Source organism: Acidovorax sp. DW039 (assembly GCF_037101375.1).
Lineage (GTDB): Bacteria > Pseudomonadota > Gammaproteobacteria > Burkholderiales > Burkholderiaceae_C > Acidovorax.
In genome coordinates, this window is sequence record NZ_AP029019.1 from 1 (window position 1) to 16,882 (window position 16,882).

Here is a 16,882-nt window from a genome sequence, read left to right on the forward strand (position 1 = left end):
ATGACCGAGGAACCCTCCCGCAACCCCCATGCAAATCTGGGCTCAGATGCTGGCCAAGGCCTCTGGCAAGCCTGTGTCGAACAGCTGGCCCAAGACCTTCCCGAACAGCAATTCAACACCTGGATCAAACCCCTGGTTGCCCAGGTGGCAGACGACTTCTCCAAGGTGACGCTGCTCGTTGCCAACCGCTTCAAGCTGGACTGGATTCGCGCCCAGTACGCGGGGCGCATTGCCGCCTTGCTGGAAGGCCTCTACGGCCAGCCCGTTACGCTGGAGCTGGCCATTGCCCAGCGTGAGGCCGTCACCCGCACCTATGTGCGCCCGGTTACCGCGCCACAAGGGGTTACCCACAACACATCGCAAGGTTCCAACCCTGATGGGGGTGCGCCAGCGCCCACCCAAACCAGCGCAAGCCAGGGTGGCAATGCCGAGGAAAGCTCGGCAGGCGTTTTCCGCAACCGCCTGAACCCCGCACTGACGTTTGAGACCCTGGTAGAAGGTACCGCCAACCGCATGGCCCGCTCGGCCGCCATGCATGTGGCAGGCACGCCGGGGCATCTGTACAACCCCCTGTTCATCTACGGTGGCGTGGGCCTGGGCAAAACCCACTTGGTGCACGCTGTGGGCAACCGCCTGCTGCAGGACAAGCCCGACGCCAAGATCCTCTACATCCACGCCGAGCAGTTCGTGTCCGACGTGGTCAAGGCCTACCAGCGGCGCACTTTTGACGAGTTCAAAGAGCGCTACCACTCGCTCGACCTGCTGCTCATCGACGACGTGCAGTTCTTCGCCAACAAAGACCGCACGCAGGAGGAATTCTTCAACGCCTTTGAAGCCCTGCTGGCCAAAAAGAGCCACATCGTGATGACTTCGGACACGTATCCGAAGGGCTTGGCCAACATCCACGAGCGGCTGGTATCGCGCTTTGATTCGGGCCTCACAGTGGCCATTGAGCCGCCTGAGCTGGAAATGCGCGTGGCCATTTTGATCAACAAAGCCCGCGCCGAAGCCACCGAAATGCCCGAAGAAGTTGCTTTCTTCGTGGCCAAAAACGTGCGCTCCAACGTGCGTGAACTGGAAGGTGCGCTGCGCAAAATCCTGGCGTACTCGCGCTTCAACCAGAAGGAAATTTCCATCCAGCTCGCCCGCGAGGCGCTGCGTGATCTGCTGTCCATTCAGAACCGACAGATTTCTGTGGAAAACATTCAAAAAACGGTGGCCGACTACTACAAGATCAAGGTCGCCGACATGTACAGCAAGAAGCGCCCGGCCAGCATTGCCCGCCCGCGCCAGATTGCGATGTACCTGGCCAAGGAACTGACGCAAAAAAGCCTGCCGGAGATTGGGGAATTGTTTGGCGGGCGTGACCACACCACCGTGCTGCATGCGGTGCGCAAGATCTCTGCCGAGCGCCAGCAGCTGACCGAACTGAACCAGCAGCTGCATGTGCTGGAGCAGACGCTCAAGGGTTGAGGCGGACGTGCAACCCACGCCCACCACAAACATCTTTGCAGCCCCCGTTCGCGGGCAAAATGGCGTGCTGTGCAGCACGGGGGAGGCGCGACGGGCGCCACAGCTGTTCCAGCACCGTCCTAAAAACCACAAGAGGTTGATGACATGATCGTCCTGAAGGCAACACAAGACAAGGTTCTCGCAGTTCTGCAATCGGTCGCCGGTATCGTCGAGCGCCGCCATACGCTGCCCATCCTGGCCAACGTGCTGATCCGCAAGACGGGCAATGCACTGCAGCTGACCACCAGCGACCTCGAAATCCAGATCCGCACCACCGCTGAGCTGGGTGGCGACACGGGCGACTTCACCACCACCGTGGGTGCGCGCAAGCTCATCGACATCCTGAAAACCATGCCCGGCGACCAGACCGTGAGTCTGGAGTCGAGCCAGTCCAAACTGATTCTGAAGGGCGGCAAGAGCCGCTTCACGCTGCAAAGCCTGCCAGCCGAGGACTTCCCGCTGGTGCAGGAATCCGCAGCCTTCGGCCCCGTGTTTGCAGTGCCACAAAAGACGCTGAAGGATCTGCTGGGCCAGGTGTCGTTTGCCATGGCCGTGCAGGATATCCGTTACTACCTCAACGGCATTCTGTTTGTGGCAGAGGGCAAGACCCTGAGCCTGGTGGCCACCGACGGTCACCGCCTGGCCTTTGCGAGCGCCACGCTGGATGTGGAAGTGCCCAAGCAGGAAGTCATCCTGCCGCGCAAGACCGTGATTGAGCTGCAGCGCCTGCTTTCTGACGCGGGCGGCGAGAACCAGCCCCACATCGAGATGCAGTTTGCCAACAACCAGGCCAAGTTCACCTTTGGCGGCATGGAGTTCGTCACCAAGCTGGTGGAAGGCAAGTTCCCTGACTACAACCGCGTCATCCCCAAGAACCACCAGAACAGCGTGACCCTGGGCCGCGCGCCGCTGCTGGCCAGCCTGCAGCGCACTGCCATCATGACCAGCGACAAGTTCAAGGGCGTGCGCCTGAACATCGAGCCCGGCACGCTGCGTGTGGCGTCCAACAACGCCGAGCAGGAAGAGGCGGTGGACGAGCTCGACATCGACTACGGTGGCGACACCATCGAGATCGGTTTCAACGTGACCTATCTCATCGACGCCCTGGCCAACATGGGCCAGGACATGGTCAAGATCGACCTGCAGGACGGCAACAGCTCCGCGCTGATGACCATTCCCGACAACGACTCGTTCAAGTACGTGGTGATGCCGATGCGCATCTGACCGTCCACCTGAGGCGACATGCGGCACCTGCGGGTGCCGCATCACCATTTGCAACGAGCTGTATCGCTATCAATTTAATAGCTTCCAGCGCTTATCCTATAAGCACCAGAAGCATTTTTGACTCCTATTGACAAACAGGGAGGCCACCCGGCCTCCACGGATCCCAAGGCCCACCATGACCGCTGACAACACCCCCATCGAGCCCACAGAGCCAGGCTCCACCGGCACTGGTGAGCCTTCAACGTCCTCAGCCCCAGCAGCCCCGAAGATCGACACCAACCAGCCCGGCGCGTCTGAAGGCTACGGCGAAGGTGCCATCCAGATCCTGGAAGGCCTGGAAGCCGTGCGCAAGCGCCCCGGCATGTACATCGGTGACACCAGCGACGGCACCGGCCTGCACCACCTCGTGTTCGAGGTGGTGGACAACTCCATCGACGAAGCCCTGGCGGGCCACTGCGATGACATCGTCGTCACCATCCACACCGACAACTCCCTGTCTGTCACCGACAACGGCCGCGGCATTCCCACCGGCGTGAAGATGGACGACAAGCACGAGCCCAAGCGCAGTGCCGCAGAAATTGCCCTGACCGAACTGCACGCGGGCGGCAAGTTCAACCAGAACAGCTACAAGGTCTCCGGCGGCTTGCACGGCGTGGGTGTGAGCTGCGTGAACGCGCTCTCCAAATGGCTGCGCCTGACGGTGCGCCGCGAGGGCAAGGTGCACCAGATCGAGTTTGCACGCGGCTTTGTGCAAAACCGCCTCATCGAGACGGTGGACGGCGTGGAAATCAGCCCCATGAAGGTGACCGGCCAGACCGAAAAGCGCGGCACCGAAGTGCACTTTCTGCCCGACACGGAAATCTTCCAGCAGAACAACGAGTTCCACTACGAAATCCTGGCCAAGCGCCTGCGCGAGCTGGCCTTTTTGAACAACGGTGTGCGCATCCGCCTCAAGGACGAGCGCAGCGGCAAGGAAGACGACTTCTCCGGCGCAGGCGGCGTCAAGGGCTTTGTGGACTTCATCAACGCCAACAAGAAGGTGCTGCACCCCACCGCCTTTTACGCCACCGGCAGCCGCCCAGCCGACAGCTACGGCGGCATTCCCGGCACCGAAATCGGTGTGGAAGTGGCCATGCAGTGGAACGATGGCTTCAGCGAGCAGGTGCTCTGCTTTACCAACAACATCCCCCAGCGCGACGGCGGCACCCACCTGACGGGCCTGCGCGCCGCCATGACCCGCGTCATCGGCAAATACATCACCGACCACGAACTGGCCAAGAAGGCCAAGGTGGAAGTCAGCGGTGACGACATGCGCGAAGGCCTGTGCTGCGTGCTGAGCGTGAAGGTGCCCGAGCCCAAGTTCAGCAGCCAGACCAAGGACAAGCTCGTCTCCAGCGAAGTGCGTGCGCCCGTCGAAGACATCGTCGCCAAGACGCTGACCGACTACCTGGAAGAGCGCCCCAACGACGCCAAGATTTTGTGCGGCAAGATCATTGAAGCCGCCCGCGCCCGCGAAGCCGCCCGCAAGGCCCGCGAAATGACGCGCCGCAAAGGCGTGCTCGACGGCATGGGCCTGCCCGGCAAGCTGGCCGACTGCCAGGAAAAAGACCCCGCCCTGTGCGAAATCTACATCGTGGAGGGTGACTCCGCCGGTGGCTCTGCCAAGCAGGGCCGCGACCGCAAGTTCCAGGCCATCCTGCCCCTGCGCGGCAAGATCCTGAACGTAGAAAAAGCCCGCTACGAAAAGCTGCTCTCCAGCCAGGAAATCGTCACCCTCATCACCGCCCTGGGCACCGGCATTGGCAAGGCCAGCGCCGAAAGCGGCAAGAGCGGTGCGGACGACTTTGACGTCGCCAAGCTGCGCTACCACCGCATCATCATCATGACCGACGCGGACGTGGACGGAGCCCACATCCGCACCCTGCTGCTCACCTTCTTCTACCGCCAGATGCCCGATCTGGTGGAGCGCGGCCACATCTACATCGCCCAGCCACCGCTGTACAAGGTGAAGAACGGCAAGGAAGAGCTTTACCTCAAAGACGGCCCCGCGCTCGACAGCTTCTTGCTGCGCGTTGCGCTGAACCACGCCAGCGTGACCACCGGCGGTGCCAACCCGCAAACACTGAGCGGCGACACCCTGGCCGAACTGGCCCGCAAGCACCAGACGGCCGAGGCCGTCATCGCCCGCCTCTCCGCCTTCATGGACCAGGAAGCCCTGCGCGCCATTGCCGATGGCGTGGAAGTGAAGCTAGACACCGTGGCAGAAGCCGAAGCCAGCGCCGTGGCCATGCAGGCCAAGCTGGCCGAACTCTCCACCACCGGCGTGCCCCCCGAAGTGGCGGGCGAGTTTGACGTGCGCACCGACAAACCCATCCTGCGCATCAGCCGCCGCCACCACGGCAACGTCAAGAGCAGCGTGCTCACACAAGACTTTGTGCACGGAGCCGACTACGCCGCCCTGGCCGAAGCCGCCAACACCTTCCGCGGCCTGCTGGGCGAAGGTGCCAAGGCCCAGCGCGGCGAAGGCGACAAGGCCAAGGAAGAAAAAGTGACCGACTTCCGCCAGGCCATGGCCTGGCTCATCAGCGAAGCCGAACGCACCACCGCCCGCCAGCGCTACAAGGGTCTGGGCGAAATGAACCCCGAGCAGCTGTGGGAAACCACCATGGACCCCACCGTGCGCCGCCTGCTGCGCGTGCAGATCGAGGATGCCATCGAGGCCGACCGCGTGTTCACCATGCTGATGGGGGATGAGGTGGAGCCGCGGCGGGATTTCATTGAGACGAATGCGCTACGGGCGGGGAATATTGACGTCTGACATATGTAGGTTCTTATTGATCTTGCAAATATTCCTAGTACTTGCAAATTTCAATAAGGCCTCGCTCCTATGCAGCACGACACGGATCGTGAGCTTAAGGCTCGGTGAGAGATTGCAATTCAATTGATTTAACTGCCAAGCAATCCTCCCCGTCCAGCTCTTCCCACGAAGTTGAGTCTACGGAGAATCAGCCGTACATTGCCCAGGCGGGTTGACCACTACCAAACTTCTTTAGCGTCGACCAACGTACGCCGAGCTCTTCGACGAAGATGTCTGGTCTTCCGTCCTTGTAAGTATCCTTTTGGACGATTGGATACAGGCCTATGTACTCCTGGCCCTTGAATGTGTCTGTCTGACTGTCAAGGACCGGCATGATGGGCACGCCGTCGGGCATGAAGCCATCGAAGTAGCCCAGTTCCCAAGGCATCCACTTCGACGAACTTGAGTTGCCGCTCGACAAATAGATGAGCGACTTTGATTGCCTCATCCGTTGCCGCAGAACTGCGGCGGTCTCCTTTGTCACCGCACGGCGATCCAGCAGCGCGTCCTCAACCCAGTCCACGTAGACTTTGAGTCCGTTTTCCTCCAGAAGTTGTTTGATTCCAAGCACGATTTCGGCATCGGCGATCGAATGCGAAAGGAAGACATCGAACCTGTCGGCAGCAGTAGCCGCAGTCACCGACTCTTTCAGAACTCGCCCCGGATTCGACCCGAAACTCTTCTGTAAGCCACGACTTCTCGCTGCAGCGGTGCGCGCCTCTGATTTTGTGAAGTAGGCCATAGCTCTACTGACTCCTCGGCTTCGAGAATATTGGTGCCTGCTGCTGTGCTGCTAGAGCTGTAGACGGCATCACAGCTTGTTCAGTGCACCTATATTGTGGAAATTTGCACTCGAACTACGCACCACGGGGCCGAGTGCCTCTCGGACGATTCACTGGGGGTTTACGGTCGATAGCTCGATGAAAGAGGCTAGCAAAGTCGACATCATCGATGTCCACTTGGTGTGCCCCTGCGACACGTAGCGCAATCTCTCGAGCAGCACCACCAGCAGCAGCTACTGGCAAGACGAAAGCGTTCGGGTGGTGCTGCTGAAACAGTGCCAACTCTGCTTCAACGCCGTCCATGCCCCCAATGAGCACTGCACCGACGAGGTCTTCGCGGGAAAGCATCGTTTGACGCATAAGGGACAGACTCGCATCACGATCATCTGGCACCGCATCCGTAAAAACAGTATTACCGAATCGAGCGTTCTCTTCTGGAAATCTGTCCTTGAAGAAGTGGCTTTGGTAGAGCACTACCGAGTCGGCGTAGTTCACATCCAGATCCTCACAAATGCTCCAGATCATCGGCGTAATGGAGGGATGCCCACCCCACACGATGCGATGTGTGCGAATCACTGATATCACTAGTTCCCGGACTGCGCACTGAATCAGAAACGGGTTTGCCGTCTCGTGATAGTTGCCCCGACCAACGACTGGTACGCTTGCGGATAGGAAGATCGCATCCATGGTTACGTCCAATCAGCAAATTGCCAGCCGGCTTCACACGCCTTGACCCATCTTGCGGTCTTGACATGCTCACCCAACCAGTCGATGTGCTTGACCCACGACGGCAATAGCCCAACATGGTCGTAGACGACGGCTGGCGGGTTATCCCCGGCATGAGTTGTAGCGTCATGCAAAGTCACGGAGGTGGGAACCCCAATAGTCGGGTATGCCACGACGTCGCGTCCGTCTGGCAACTGCAAATAGACGGCCTTGTGGGGTCCTACGCCTTGAAGCCGACCCCCTATCATTTCTATCTCATTCCGAATGCGTCCCACCATATTCACGTGCCGAACTGCGATCCCCTCACTTCGGGCAGCCTCCACTTGCGTGCAGATGCGCTCGATAGCAGATACTGCGAGGTGCCCTGTAGACGCATCAATTTCTGTGGCGAGCAACTCCGCTCGGCTGGTCGTTGCTGTGCGGATGGACGGGGTCATGTCTGGCCACTCAACCCGAAGTATCGCCACGCCCTTGGCAAGAGCTCGGGCGAACTCGGCGCTGGTCCAGCGGCTCTCGAAGTATGTCGGTGTATCCAACATCAGCAGGACATCTGCGTCGCAGAGCCGGTGCCAGAGCGCTGACTGAAAGTCCTCCGCTGGCGCAATCGCGTGGGTGTCGAGGAAGACATCGAATAGCCTTGCACTTAGCGCATCGAACAGCTGTAACGCGGCCTGCCTTGCCTCGTCACGACGATAGCTAAGAAAGATGCGCCTTTGGCGCGGCAGCAGGCCAGCGCACTCCAGAAGCGCAGAGGCCACTCGTCTCGCGCCGGCAGCTCCGTACTCCAGGGAGTTGATAGGCCAGAGTTGTGCTGGCAACTCAGCTCTGACTCGAGTCAGGGAGGACACAACGGGAAGCACCGGCATTACCCGAGAAAGCAAGGCGGTGACATCCATAGCCGAAGCGACTTCCGACCCGAAGAATGCTGCGGCTGCCGAAGTGCGGTTGCTTGGCGCGAAGGTGCGAGGGCGAATGTTTAGCCCTACATCGAACCCTAGCCGTAGCCCGAACGCAGTAAGGGCTTGTTCAATCTCCTTGACCACTGCAGCAGCCTGGTCGTCTGTTGGATCCCCCATCAGGGCCAGTTCGTAGATCGGTGTAGTCATATCGCGAGATCGAATCGTTTCAAGCGAGCAGGCGCTTGAGGTTGTCCCAGTTCCACGAATATAGCCGTCCGGCGTTCGAAACGGCGGTGTAGTTCCCGTCCTTGTATCCAATGATCTGAACGATCGGCACGCCTTCTTCGCGAGCCATCACCACTTCTTTCAGGACACCCTGCGCTTTGTGCGTGTGACGGCCGACCATGACCAAGACGAGCTCCGAGCGCTTGATCGCCGCTCGTGCCTTCTTGGGCCATTCAGGTTCTGGAGCGGCCTCCTTGAGAGAATGGTCGACGACCTCGAATGGGGAGTCTGCGAGACGCGCCTGTCCGATGATGAAGTCCTTTAGGACTCGATCGTTGTCGAAGTCGAAACTGACGAAAACCTTCTTCTTACTCACCCGACTCTCCCTGAGAAACTGTCTTGCGATCGATGCAGTTGCGCCGCCGAGCAACGCGCCACCGATTCCCGGAAGCACGGCATGTCCCACCAAAGCACCCATCGCGGCGGCGGCGACACTTCCATCTGATACTTGGCCATCATGGGTACGGCAGTAGTCGCTCCCTGACCGAGCGGCGTTCAGGCAGCGCCTACCGCTCTTGGTGCTTGCCTCGCAACGCCTCATTTCTTGGTTCTGCTGGCAATCGCTGCTTCGATCCAAGACTCCAGATTCGCCTTGATGTGGGCATAGACATCGGTGCTGCTGGACCCCGGCGGATCGTAGGTTTTCACCACGGTGGACAGCTTCGCACCAGTCGACTTCAAAGTCACGTGGTCGAACGGGTTCGCGCCCTTCGTGCTGGTCGTGCCATCGCTGTTCTTCAGGTTGTGGACATGGACACCGAGGATGCCCTTGCCATCGTTCCATGCCTTCACGATTTCATGATTGATCCACTTGCGTTTGGCTGTGCCCGAGCCAATCAGCACCACCACGCAGCTGCGGCCATCCATCTGATCAGCGATCCACTTCTCAATGGCCTTGTCACCACCCTTCGTGATGGTCTCCCAATCGTTGTCCTTGGCGGGTTGGTTACCCTCGATCGCCCCAATGTTGCGTACCTGGGAGGCACGCCAGTTGTCAGGGGTGTAGTGGAAGCTATAGAAAACTCGACGTGTCATATTGATCTCCAGTTTTAAATGAACTTGAACGCAGCCGACCCGGCCACCTCTCGGGCGGCCAGCCAGTCGGCGCCCATACCACTACAAATGCGAGCGTCGTGCCAACGTGCAATTCCATATGAATCAATGGCTTAGCGCGCGACACCTCCTTCATGCATACAATTTTCTTTCGCAATCACAAAAATATTTCTGGTCGCAGATGTTTATCCCGTGCCAATGACGACTTGTGGTGTGCGTCCTGCAAAGACATCTTGAAGCTGCGCGGACCGTGGCCACGCAACTTAGGCGTGCGCCCCTCAGCCTTGCCCATTAGCCGTCAGCCACCCGCCTGAACCGAAAGCTGCCAGTCCACCGAGCGGCGGGCCGATGCGATGGCGTCAGCGAACGTCGCCACCTCCACATCCGGCTCCCGCCGCTCGTCGGGAAAGTCCGCTGACCGACCGCCACCCATCACCAAAACCTTGATGGGCTTGTTCATGTGCTTTCGCAGCTCGTGCCTGTAGCTGATGGCCTGGATGTAGTCGTCGTGGTTCAGCGGGTGCGACGGGCGCTTGAACTCAATCAGCAGGCAGGCGCCGTTCAAGTCCTCGTTGAGCAGCAGGTCGGGACGCTCCTTCGCCTTGTCACCGGTGTACTTGCGGCCCAAGGCATCCTCTACCGTGCGCCTGAGGGTCTGGTTGGAACGGAAGAAGGTGTACGTCGGCCCCAGGATCCACAGGTTGCGCTCAATCGCCTTGTGCATCTCGGCCTCGCGAGTGGCCGGATTTCGCGCAAGTTCCTCAAGCTCATCGAGAAACTGCGTACGCGCTTTGGCCTGGGTGACCAAGGTGGCCATGTCGGCCATGCCGAACTCGTCCAGCGCTGCCGAGATGGCGACCACGTCCTTCCTTGCGGCGTCATGGATGTGCGACAGGACGGCGCCGTACTCCGCGTGTTCAATGGCATCGAGCAGCACATGCACGTACTGCTCCAGCTTGCTGGGCTCCTCACCATAGAACCGTTCAAGCACACGTCGTACGGCTTGGTCAGCAAACTCCCGGCGATGCTCTGGCATCGCCGCCAACCTGTCCTTGATGGCCCGGGTGACCCGCGCCTGGGCCAGCTGGATCTCGCGGCTGTACCGCTCCTTATAGGCCGCAATCAGGATGGGTTGGATCTGCTCGGTCACCGCCAACAACAGGCTGCTGTTCTCGATCACGCTGTCCCAGCCTGCCGTGACATGGTCGCGCAAGCCATCGGCTTGCACCTCGCCGTAGAGCTTTGACTTCAGCTTCTGTGGAAAGTCCTCGCGCTCTTCCAGACCGAAGAAGGACGGCTTGCCGACCACCTTGCCGTCAACACGCAAGACGATGCCAGCTTGCCGCTGCGCCGAGCGCTCGTCAGCAATCGCGAATCGAAGCTGAACGGAACCGACCCCGGGCACCTCCAGACTCTCGTCGGTGTAGGTGCCGACGACATCATCGACACCCAGCAGCTTGCTGTCGACATGGACAGCGAAGTCCACGGCGCGCCCGTACTCGAAGATCAGCACCTGCCGCATCCGGCTCGCATCAGGGAACGCAAGCTCGCCATGCAGGGATTGAAGTGTGATGGTGGTGCCGTGCAGCTCCGGAGCGCAGCGTTCGGTCTCGATCTGGATCGGCAAGTGCTCGATGTCTTCGACGCCCGCCAGATCTCTCATGCGCAGCGTGAAGCGGCTCAGCGTGCCCCGTGTGCGCGTCTCGAGCGTCATCTCCGCCGCAGCCATCAGGCCGGCGAACTTGCCGATGCCCTTGCGGCCCTTCACAAGCCGCTGCTTGCCTGCCGTCCGCTCACCGCGGTGCTCGCGGCGATCCCGCGCGATGGCCAAGTAATGTGATTCGAGCTCGGCTCGTGTCATGCCCGACCCATCATCCGCAATGACGATGGGCGCATCCGTCATCGGTGCAGGCAGCGAGATCCAGACGTTCTCGGCGTCTGCATCCCATGCGTTGTCGACCAGTTCCTTGAGTGCCTTCTCCGTCGACGGGTATTCCTGGCTCAGCAGCCGGGCCAACCTGGAATCCACTTGAAAGCGAGCAGTCTTTGCTGTCATCGTCTTCCTCCCTGAAGATTTGTAGTCAGTGTTCCTATCCGAGAAGGCCCCGCACTACAACCGGATCGCCTATAACGTTGAGACCTTCCGCCTTGCTGTACTGCTTCCAGCGCGCCCTGTACTGCCCCTCAAATAAGGGCGTGATGTCGTCGTAGACCCTTTCGCCCGCTGGGTGCGTACCGTACGGGAGACTTGCACCGCCAACGTCCGTCAGCAGGTAGCGGTTGTGCAGCTCATCGCCGTCTGCAAAAGCCGCAGCACACTGAAAGGTGACGGACATGCCTTTCGGTACAGCTGCGCCAAGCCGCTCCAACGCCATGCCACACCTGTGTCTGGCCTCGTTTAGCAGTTGCTCCGCTCGCGGCCTGACAGAGGCTTCTCGATCTCGGTCCGCAACACCAGAGATGAGCGTCACCGAAGGCAAAGCTCTGCCGGCTGCTCGTGTGTTCAGGGCTGTTTGTAGGAGCGCAGAAAGGACCTCTCGGTACCCAGGGCTGTCGGCCTTGAAGTACGGGTCAATGAGGATGATCCGGCTCGCAAGGCGTAGCAGTGGGGCCAGTTGCTGGGCGAGCGCTGCTGCCGTCTTCTTTGTAACGTCGACGGTCGGCAAGTACCACCGAGGGTTTCGCAGGTCGCGCGTGACTTCGGGCGTTATCGCTGCCTCGCACTCCTGTACCGGCTCACGAGAAAGAATTGCGTGAAACGCTTCATCCCTGTGAGCTCGTAGGACTTGGTCCATCCACGGCTGAGCAGTACGACGTGTTCCGCGGCTCGTACTTTGTCGAAGGAACTCCATCAATGCCGACATGAATTGCTCAGCATCGATGAACTCAGGATCGGTGTTATCCCAGTTGAAGTGACTCAGCAGCGCGCCATAGACCTCGCCGACCCAGTTCTCCGCTACGTCCGAGACGATTCGGCGGTGGTCGAGGCCGAATTGCGGTGCCAGCCCGACATCTCGATCCAGAACCCAATCCTTCACCAGGTCGGGATCAATTGCGTACTCGTAAATCACTGCGCCTCTCCCTTGCGACGGGCCTCCAGCTGCGCGCGCATGGCCGAAGGCAGGACTTCAGCTGCTCGCTCGGCAAAGAAGCCGTTCGGCCAGGGCGCATCGAACTTGCCTTGCTCAGTGAGCCCAATGTGAGATGCCCTGACGCAACCAGAATGGTCGCGGCCCAGGTAGACGAAGCTCACGTCTTTGGGATCAAGGGGCTCCGTCTCTGGCGACGCTTCACCGGCCATCTGCTCGCGCAGGCGTCGCTGAAGGCGCATCACCAGATGCTCGCTGTGCGTCTCAATCAGGAACGACAGGCCCTTGTTCAGTACCCCGTCGATGAACAAGTCGCCCAAGCCGACCTGTACCGCCGGATGGATATGCAGCTCGGGTTGCTCGATGCTCACCAAGCTGGCGAATCGGTCTTGTGCGGCGACCACCACCGGCAATACCTGGGAGATGCCCACGCCGACGTCCTGCGGGAGATGCCGCTGTCCGTCTGCATCTACCAGCGCCAGGCGCTGCCGCTCCCTACCCAAGGGCTTGGGCTTCGAACCCGAAACGTCGAACTCCCTTACGACCTTGCGCTCGACGGTGTATCCGGTGGCTAGCTTCTGCGCGTCACTCATCCAGGTGCCACAGGCGTTTGCCAAGCCTCCCTGGTCGGCCATTAGCGCCTGCCATGCCGCCATGCCGTCCGACCAAGCGGCCTCAGTCTTGCTGAGTGCTACGTCAAAGTCGCGCGGTGGAATGCGGCGCAACGGTCCAAGGTAGCGCGACTTGCGCAGCTGGTCCCGCAAGAGCCGTGCAGGTCCGATGAGAAGCCAGGACATGAAGGCCGAGAACTCCTGTAAGACGAACACATTCGAAGCAGTCTCCGGTCGGCCTGCCGGTATCAGTATTGGCTTGTCCAGGGACGGGAGCGCGGATTGGAAATCTCGTAGCCAGGTCGCGTAGCCAGGATTGGGGCTGTCGGCATATGAGCCACGAACGACCTCCAACGCGGCCAGCAGCACCGAATTGGGAATCGGTTCCTCAACCTCACTTTCCTCGAAATCGTCTGTGCTCATGCCGAGCTCAGCGCGGAAAAAATTTCCTGGTAGACCGGGACGGAACCATGCCGCAAGTTCACTGAACAACGCGTCGCCTTCGACTTCGTCGGCAAGGAAGATCGGGTGGCCGGCGTTCAGACGGAGTTGAGGTCTGCCGCCGCCGGAATCAGTTTTGACCTCCACACACCACGTGCCGTTGAAGTCGACTTGGTATCCGCTCACGACGGCCCGCTGCTGAAACTCACTCCAGCTGAGTTTCAATTGGACCGCCACGCGCTGGACTTGATTGCGGATCAAGTCCAGCGTTTCATGGAAGCGCCAAACCTCGGCATCGACATCTGAGCGATCTTCGATCGCGTCCTCGAAGAACTCAGGGATGGCCTCGTCGCCAAGTTCCATCTCCACACAGATCGTGACCTCGCGAGTGAGATCGCGTTTGTGCACGAAGTTGCGGAAGCCACCGAGGTCGATGGTGTCTCCACCCTGCCGCGTCCGATCAACATTGGGGTCGCCTCGCTCCAGGATCTCTCGCACTAACTGCAGGGCTTGTAGCAAGCTGCTCTTGCCAGCGCTGTTCGCGCCAAACAGCAAGGTGATGGGGCGCAGCTCGATACGGACCTCCTCCGAGAATCCCTTGAAGTTCTTGAGCGATAGCGACTTGATCAGCGATGACATGGTTCCGTGGGCAGGCGTTGTTTAGGACTTCGGCTCAAGGTACTTCGCGGACAGTGAGGCCATCAGTTCGTCAGTTCCCTTTGCTGCAAGGGCTTGCGCTGAACTCATGCGCTTGACGGCGCCCGCAATCTCTTCGAACTTCAGTTGCACGTCCACAGGCGGCACATTGACCAGCAGACCCTTGACGATGCCCATGTTCCAACCTTCCATGATGGCGCCCTTGGCCTCACGGCGAGTCTGGGCGCGGACTTCAGGGTCCCAGCGCAGGCAGGCCCAGAGATACGTCGGGAGCATCTTCTTTCGGTCAAGCGTGAGCGTGCAGAGGTGCTTGGTACTGATGCAGGTCGGCAGATCATCGGGTGCAATGGCGACTCGACCGGTGGTTCCCATGATGGTGACCATCACATCGCCTGGCCTGACCGTGTAGCGCTCAAGCTCCGCGTACTTGTCGGCGGAGATGAACCGAGGTGCGGCCCATGTGAACGCATTCGAGACGACGTTGTCTATGCCAAGAACGGGGATACCGGATTCCGTGAACTCGGATACCAGCAACTGGCTGCCAAACGGGCCGGTACGAGCAGCGTTTTGCACGTCAGCAAGCAAGGACTCCAACGGCGCTCTGGTCGGATTGCGCTGCGCCACATCCAGGTACGTCGCCCTCAGAAGCTCATCCGCCAGGCGAATCGCCTCCTGGCGCTTGCGGCGCAGGCTGTCGGCCTTGTCTAGGATGGTGGCGATGCGTTTCTGCTCTTCGATGGGCGGAAGCTCAATCTCAAGGTCCCTGACGTAGCCTGCCGAGAGATTCTTTTGTGTGACGCCGTTTGCGTCTCGATCAAAGTCTGCCTGCTTTGAGGCGAGCCAGTGCTTGAGATAACTTGGTGCCAGCTTCTGAGGCTCCAAAACCGATATGCCCAGAATGGCTTGGTTTGTTGCTAGGCGCACTCCTGCCCACGCCATCTTTCCGACAGAGCCATACATCGCAAACAGCAGCGTGCCTGGCTCAAAAAGACGACCACGGATCGACTGCAGGCCGATCTCGGTGATGTACTCTTTTGTGGACGATACGACCCCGCTCTCGACGTTCAGATCGTCAATCTTGGCCCACGGGAAGTCGCCGCCATAGTTGGCGCTTGAAGACCTAGGTGGGGTGCCTCCACTGCGAATGTCACACAGCGCATCAAGCCGGTAGTGCCGTCGCATCACTTCATCAGCTCCGTGATTTCGCTGATGTCGTTCATGATCTGCACTTCGAGCGCGCGCAACGATTCAAGGATGTCTCCCGGCCGGACGTGGTTCTTGGGCCTGATCAACTGCTCCTTGTATCGATTGATGGAAAGGTCGAAACCCTGAGCACGTATCTCTTCGGGCGGCACCTCAAAAGCCTGCGCGGTGCGGTCGCCGAAGTTGCCTGTTCCTTCGCACCACTGCCTGTACCTAGCCAGCACATCCGGCAAGTCACTTGTGCCATCGGGCTCAGGCAGTCGTTTGTCATCCAGAGTGAAGCCATCCGACTGCACGTCGTAGAAGAACACGTTCTCCGTTTTGCCACCCTTGGCAAAGATGATGATCGCGGTGGAGACGCCTGCGTAGGGCTTGAACACACCGGAGGGCAGCGAGATCACCGCCTCCAGCTGGTTGTTTTCGATGAGGTGCTGGCGCAGCTGCACATGGGCCTTGCTGGAGCCGAACAGCACGCCGTCCGGCACGATGGTGGCGCTGCGGCCGCCGACCTTGAGCATGCGCAGGATGAGCGCTATGAAGAGCAGCTCGGTTTTCTTGGTCTTGACCACGCGCAGCAGGTCCGGTGCCACGTCCTGCTCGTCCAAGCTGCCTTTGAACGGTGGGTTGGCCAGGACGAGGTCGAAGGCGCCCTTGGAGCCCTTGGGGTGGCGCTCTTCGAAGCTCTGGCTCAGCGTGTCCTGGTAGTGCACATCGGGTTCGGCCACGCCGTGCATCACCAGGTTCATGCTGGCGATGCGCAGCATGGTGGCGTCGAAGTCGTAGGCGTGGAACATGTTGCTGTCCACATGCGCACGATAGCCCTGCTGGGCGAGCAAGTCACCGCTGTAGGTGATGTGCTCCTCGCCGTCAACCAGCTCCACATGCTTGCCTGCCTCGCTGGTGTGCTCACGCAGCAGGTAGTCGTAAGCCTCGACCAAGAAGCCGGCGGTGCCGCAGGAGGGGTCGCAGATGCGATCAGTGGGCTGGGGCTGCATCAGCTCCACCATCAGGCGGATGATGTGCCGCGGCGTGCGGAACTGGCCGTTGATGCCGGCGGTGGTGAGCTTGCTGAGCAGGTACTCGTAGAGGTCGCCCTTGGTGTCACCCCGCTCCAGGGGCAGGTCGCCCACGGCCGCCACGGCCTTGGTCAGCAGGGTCTCCTTCTGGATCATCAGCTGCGCGTCCTTCATGAAGGAGGCAAACATGCTGTTGGCGCCGGTGCTGCGCTCAGCCAGGCGGCGGAAGTGCGGGAACACGCGGTCGCGCACATGGGGCAGCATCTTCTCGCTGCCATAGTGGCGCCAGGTTTCCCAGCGGCAGTCCTGCTCATCCTCACCAAAGCGCCGGGCAAAGGGTTGGTTGGTGAGCGAGGCTCGCTTCTCATCGGCACGCTCCTTCATGTCCAGCAGGCGGCTGTACATCAGGAAGGTGATCTGCTCGATCACCGTCAGCGGGTTGGTGATGCCGCCGGTCCAGAAGTCGGTCCAGAGGCTGTCGATGCGGCTCTTGAGGGGCCCTGTGATCATGGTGTGTCCTGCTTGTT

At 60.2% G+C, this 16,882-nt stretch carries 13 protein-coding genes; 3 read left to right on the forward strand and 10 right to left on the reverse strand.

Going from position 1 to position 16,882, the window contains the following annotated elements; all coding sequences use genetic code 11:
• The 3 genes from dnaA to gyrB all read left to right on the forward strand — a co-directional run bounded on the left by dnaA (nt 1) and on the right by gyrB (nt 5,554).
• Nucleotides 1-1,473: a chromosomal replication initiator protein DnaA gene (dnaA, locus tag AACH87_RS00005; protein ID WP_338796642.1), complete on the forward strand. Its 1,473-nt coding sequence runs from the start codon at nt 1-3 to the stop codon at nt 1,471-1,473.
• Nucleotides 1,474-1,617: 144 nt separating this feature from the next.
• Nucleotides 1,618-2,736, forward strand: a complete 1,119-nt coding sequence (gene dnaN / locus AACH87_RS00010; RefSeq protein WP_338796643.1) for a DNA polymerase III subunit beta — start codon at nt 1,618-1,620, stop codon at nt 2,734-2,736.
• A 175-nt stretch (nt 2,737-2,911) separates the two neighbouring features.
• Nucleotides 2,912-5,554: a DNA topoisomerase (ATP-hydrolyzing) subunit B gene (gene gyrB, locus AACH87_RS00015; RefSeq protein ID WP_338796644.1), complete on the forward strand. Its 2,643-nt coding sequence runs from the start codon at nt 2,912-2,914 to the stop codon at nt 5,552-5,554.
• A 187-nt stretch (nt 5,555-5,741) separates the two neighbouring features.
• Here gyrB and AACH87_RS00020 read toward each other — a convergent pair whose 3' ends face one another.
• From AACH87_RS00020 to AACH87_RS00065, 10 genes are all read right to left on the reverse strand, one after another.
• A complete protein-coding gene (locus AACH87_RS00020; protein WP_338796645.1) occupies nt 5,742-6,335 on the reverse strand; it encodes a TIR domain-containing protein in 594 nt (197 codons plus the stop codon).
• Nucleotides 6,336-6,450: 115 nt separating this feature from the next.
• A complete protein-coding gene (locus AACH87_RS00025; protein ID WP_338796646.1) occupies nt 6,451-7,062 on the reverse strand; it encodes a hypothetical protein in 612 nt (203 codons plus the stop codon).
• Between the two features lie 2 nt (nt 7,063-7,064).
• Entirely contained in the window at nt 7,065-8,207 is a 1,143-nt protein-coding gene (locus AACH87_RS00030; protein WP_338796647.1) for a toll/interleukin-1 receptor domain-containing protein, read from the reverse strand.
• 19 nt (nt 8,208-8,226) lie between these two features.
• Entirely contained in the window at nt 8,227-8,601 is a 375-nt protein-coding gene (locus AACH87_RS00035; protein ID WP_338796648.1) for a TIR domain-containing protein, read from the reverse strand.
• Nucleotides 8,602-8,822: 221 nt separating this feature from the next.
• Nucleotides 8,823-9,320: a TIR domain-containing protein gene (locus AACH87_RS00040; protein WP_338796649.1), complete on the reverse strand. Its 498-nt coding sequence runs from the start codon at nt 9,318-9,320 to the stop codon at nt 8,823-8,825.
• Between the two features lie 316 nt (nt 9,321-9,636).
• A complete protein-coding gene (locus AACH87_RS00045) occupies nt 9,637-11,394 on the reverse strand; it encodes an ATP-binding protein (RefSeq protein WP_338796650.1) in 1,758 nt (585 codons plus the stop codon).
• Between the two features lie 34 nt (nt 11,395-11,428).
• Nucleotides 11,429-12,409 carry a hypothetical protein gene (locus AACH87_RS00050; RefSeq protein WP_338796651.1) on the reverse strand — a complete coding sequence of 327 codons (981 nt, stop codon included), beginning with the start codon at nt 12,407-12,409 and terminating at the stop codon, nt 11,429-11,431.
• A complete protein-coding gene (locus AACH87_RS00055) occupies nt 12,406-14,118 on the reverse strand; it encodes an AAA family ATPase (RefSeq protein ID WP_338796652.1) in 1,713 nt (570 codons plus the stop codon). Before AACH87_RS00055 ends, AACH87_RS00050 begins: the two co-directional genes overlap by 4 nt.
• A gap of 21 nt (nt 14,119-14,139) precedes the next feature.
• Nucleotides 14,140-15,318 carry a restriction endonuclease subunit S gene (locus AACH87_RS00060; RefSeq protein WP_338796653.1) on the reverse strand — a complete coding sequence of 393 codons (1,179 nt, stop codon included), beginning with the start codon at nt 15,316-15,318 and terminating at the stop codon, nt 14,140-14,142.
• Complete coding sequence (locus AACH87_RS00065; RefSeq protein ID WP_338796654.1) at nt 15,318-16,865, reverse strand: class I SAM-dependent DNA methyltransferase; 1,548 nt, start codon at nt 16,863-16,865, stop codon at nt 15,318-15,320. The genes AACH87_RS00060 and AACH87_RS00065 overlap by 1 nt, the downstream gene beginning before the upstream one ends.
• Nucleotides 16,866-16,882 lie beyond the last annotated feature (17 nt).

Bases quoted from the DNA above. Each gene is read 5' to 3' on its own strand.
- dnaA (WP_338796642.1), top strand. From the start codon at position 1: ATGACCGAGGAACCCTCCCGCAACCCCCATGCAAATCTGGGCTCAGAT.
- dnaN (WP_338796643.1), top strand. From the start codon at position 1,618: ATGATCGTCCTGAAGGCAACACAAGACAAGGTTCTCGCAGTTCTGCAA.
- gyrB (WP_338796644.1), top strand. From the start codon at position 2,912: ATGACCGCTGACAACACCCCCATCGAGCCCACAGAGCCAGGCTCCACC.
- AACH87_RS00020 (WP_338796645.1), bottom strand. From the start codon at position 6,335: ATGGCCTACTTCACAAAATCAGAGGCGCGCACCGCTGCAGCGAGAAGT.
- AACH87_RS00025 (WP_338796646.1), bottom strand. From the start codon at position 7,062: ATGGATGCGATCTTCCTATCCGCAAGCGTACCAGTCGTTGGTCGGGGC.
- AACH87_RS00030 (WP_338796647.1), bottom strand. From the start codon at position 8,207: ATGACTACACCGATCTACGAACTGGCCCTGATGGGGGATCCAACAGAC.
- AACH87_RS00040 (WP_338796649.1), bottom strand. From the start codon at position 9,320: ATGACACGTCGAGTTTTCTATAGCTTCCACTACACCCCTGACAACTGG.
- AACH87_RS00045 (WP_338796650.1), bottom strand. From the start codon at position 11,394: ATGACAGCAAAGACTGCTCGCTTTCAAGTGGATTCCAGGTTGGCCCGG.
- AACH87_RS00055 (WP_338796652.1), bottom strand. From the start codon at position 14,118: ATGTCATCGCTGATCAAGTCGCTATCGCTCAAGAACTTCAAGGGATTC.
- AACH87_RS00060 (WP_338796653.1), bottom strand. From the start codon at position 15,318: ATGCGACGGCACTACCGGCTTGATGCGCTGTGTGACATTCGCAGTGGA.
- AACH87_RS00065 (WP_338796654.1), bottom strand. From the start codon at position 16,865: ATGATCACAGGGCCCCTCAAGAGCCGCATCGACAGCCTCTGGACCGAC.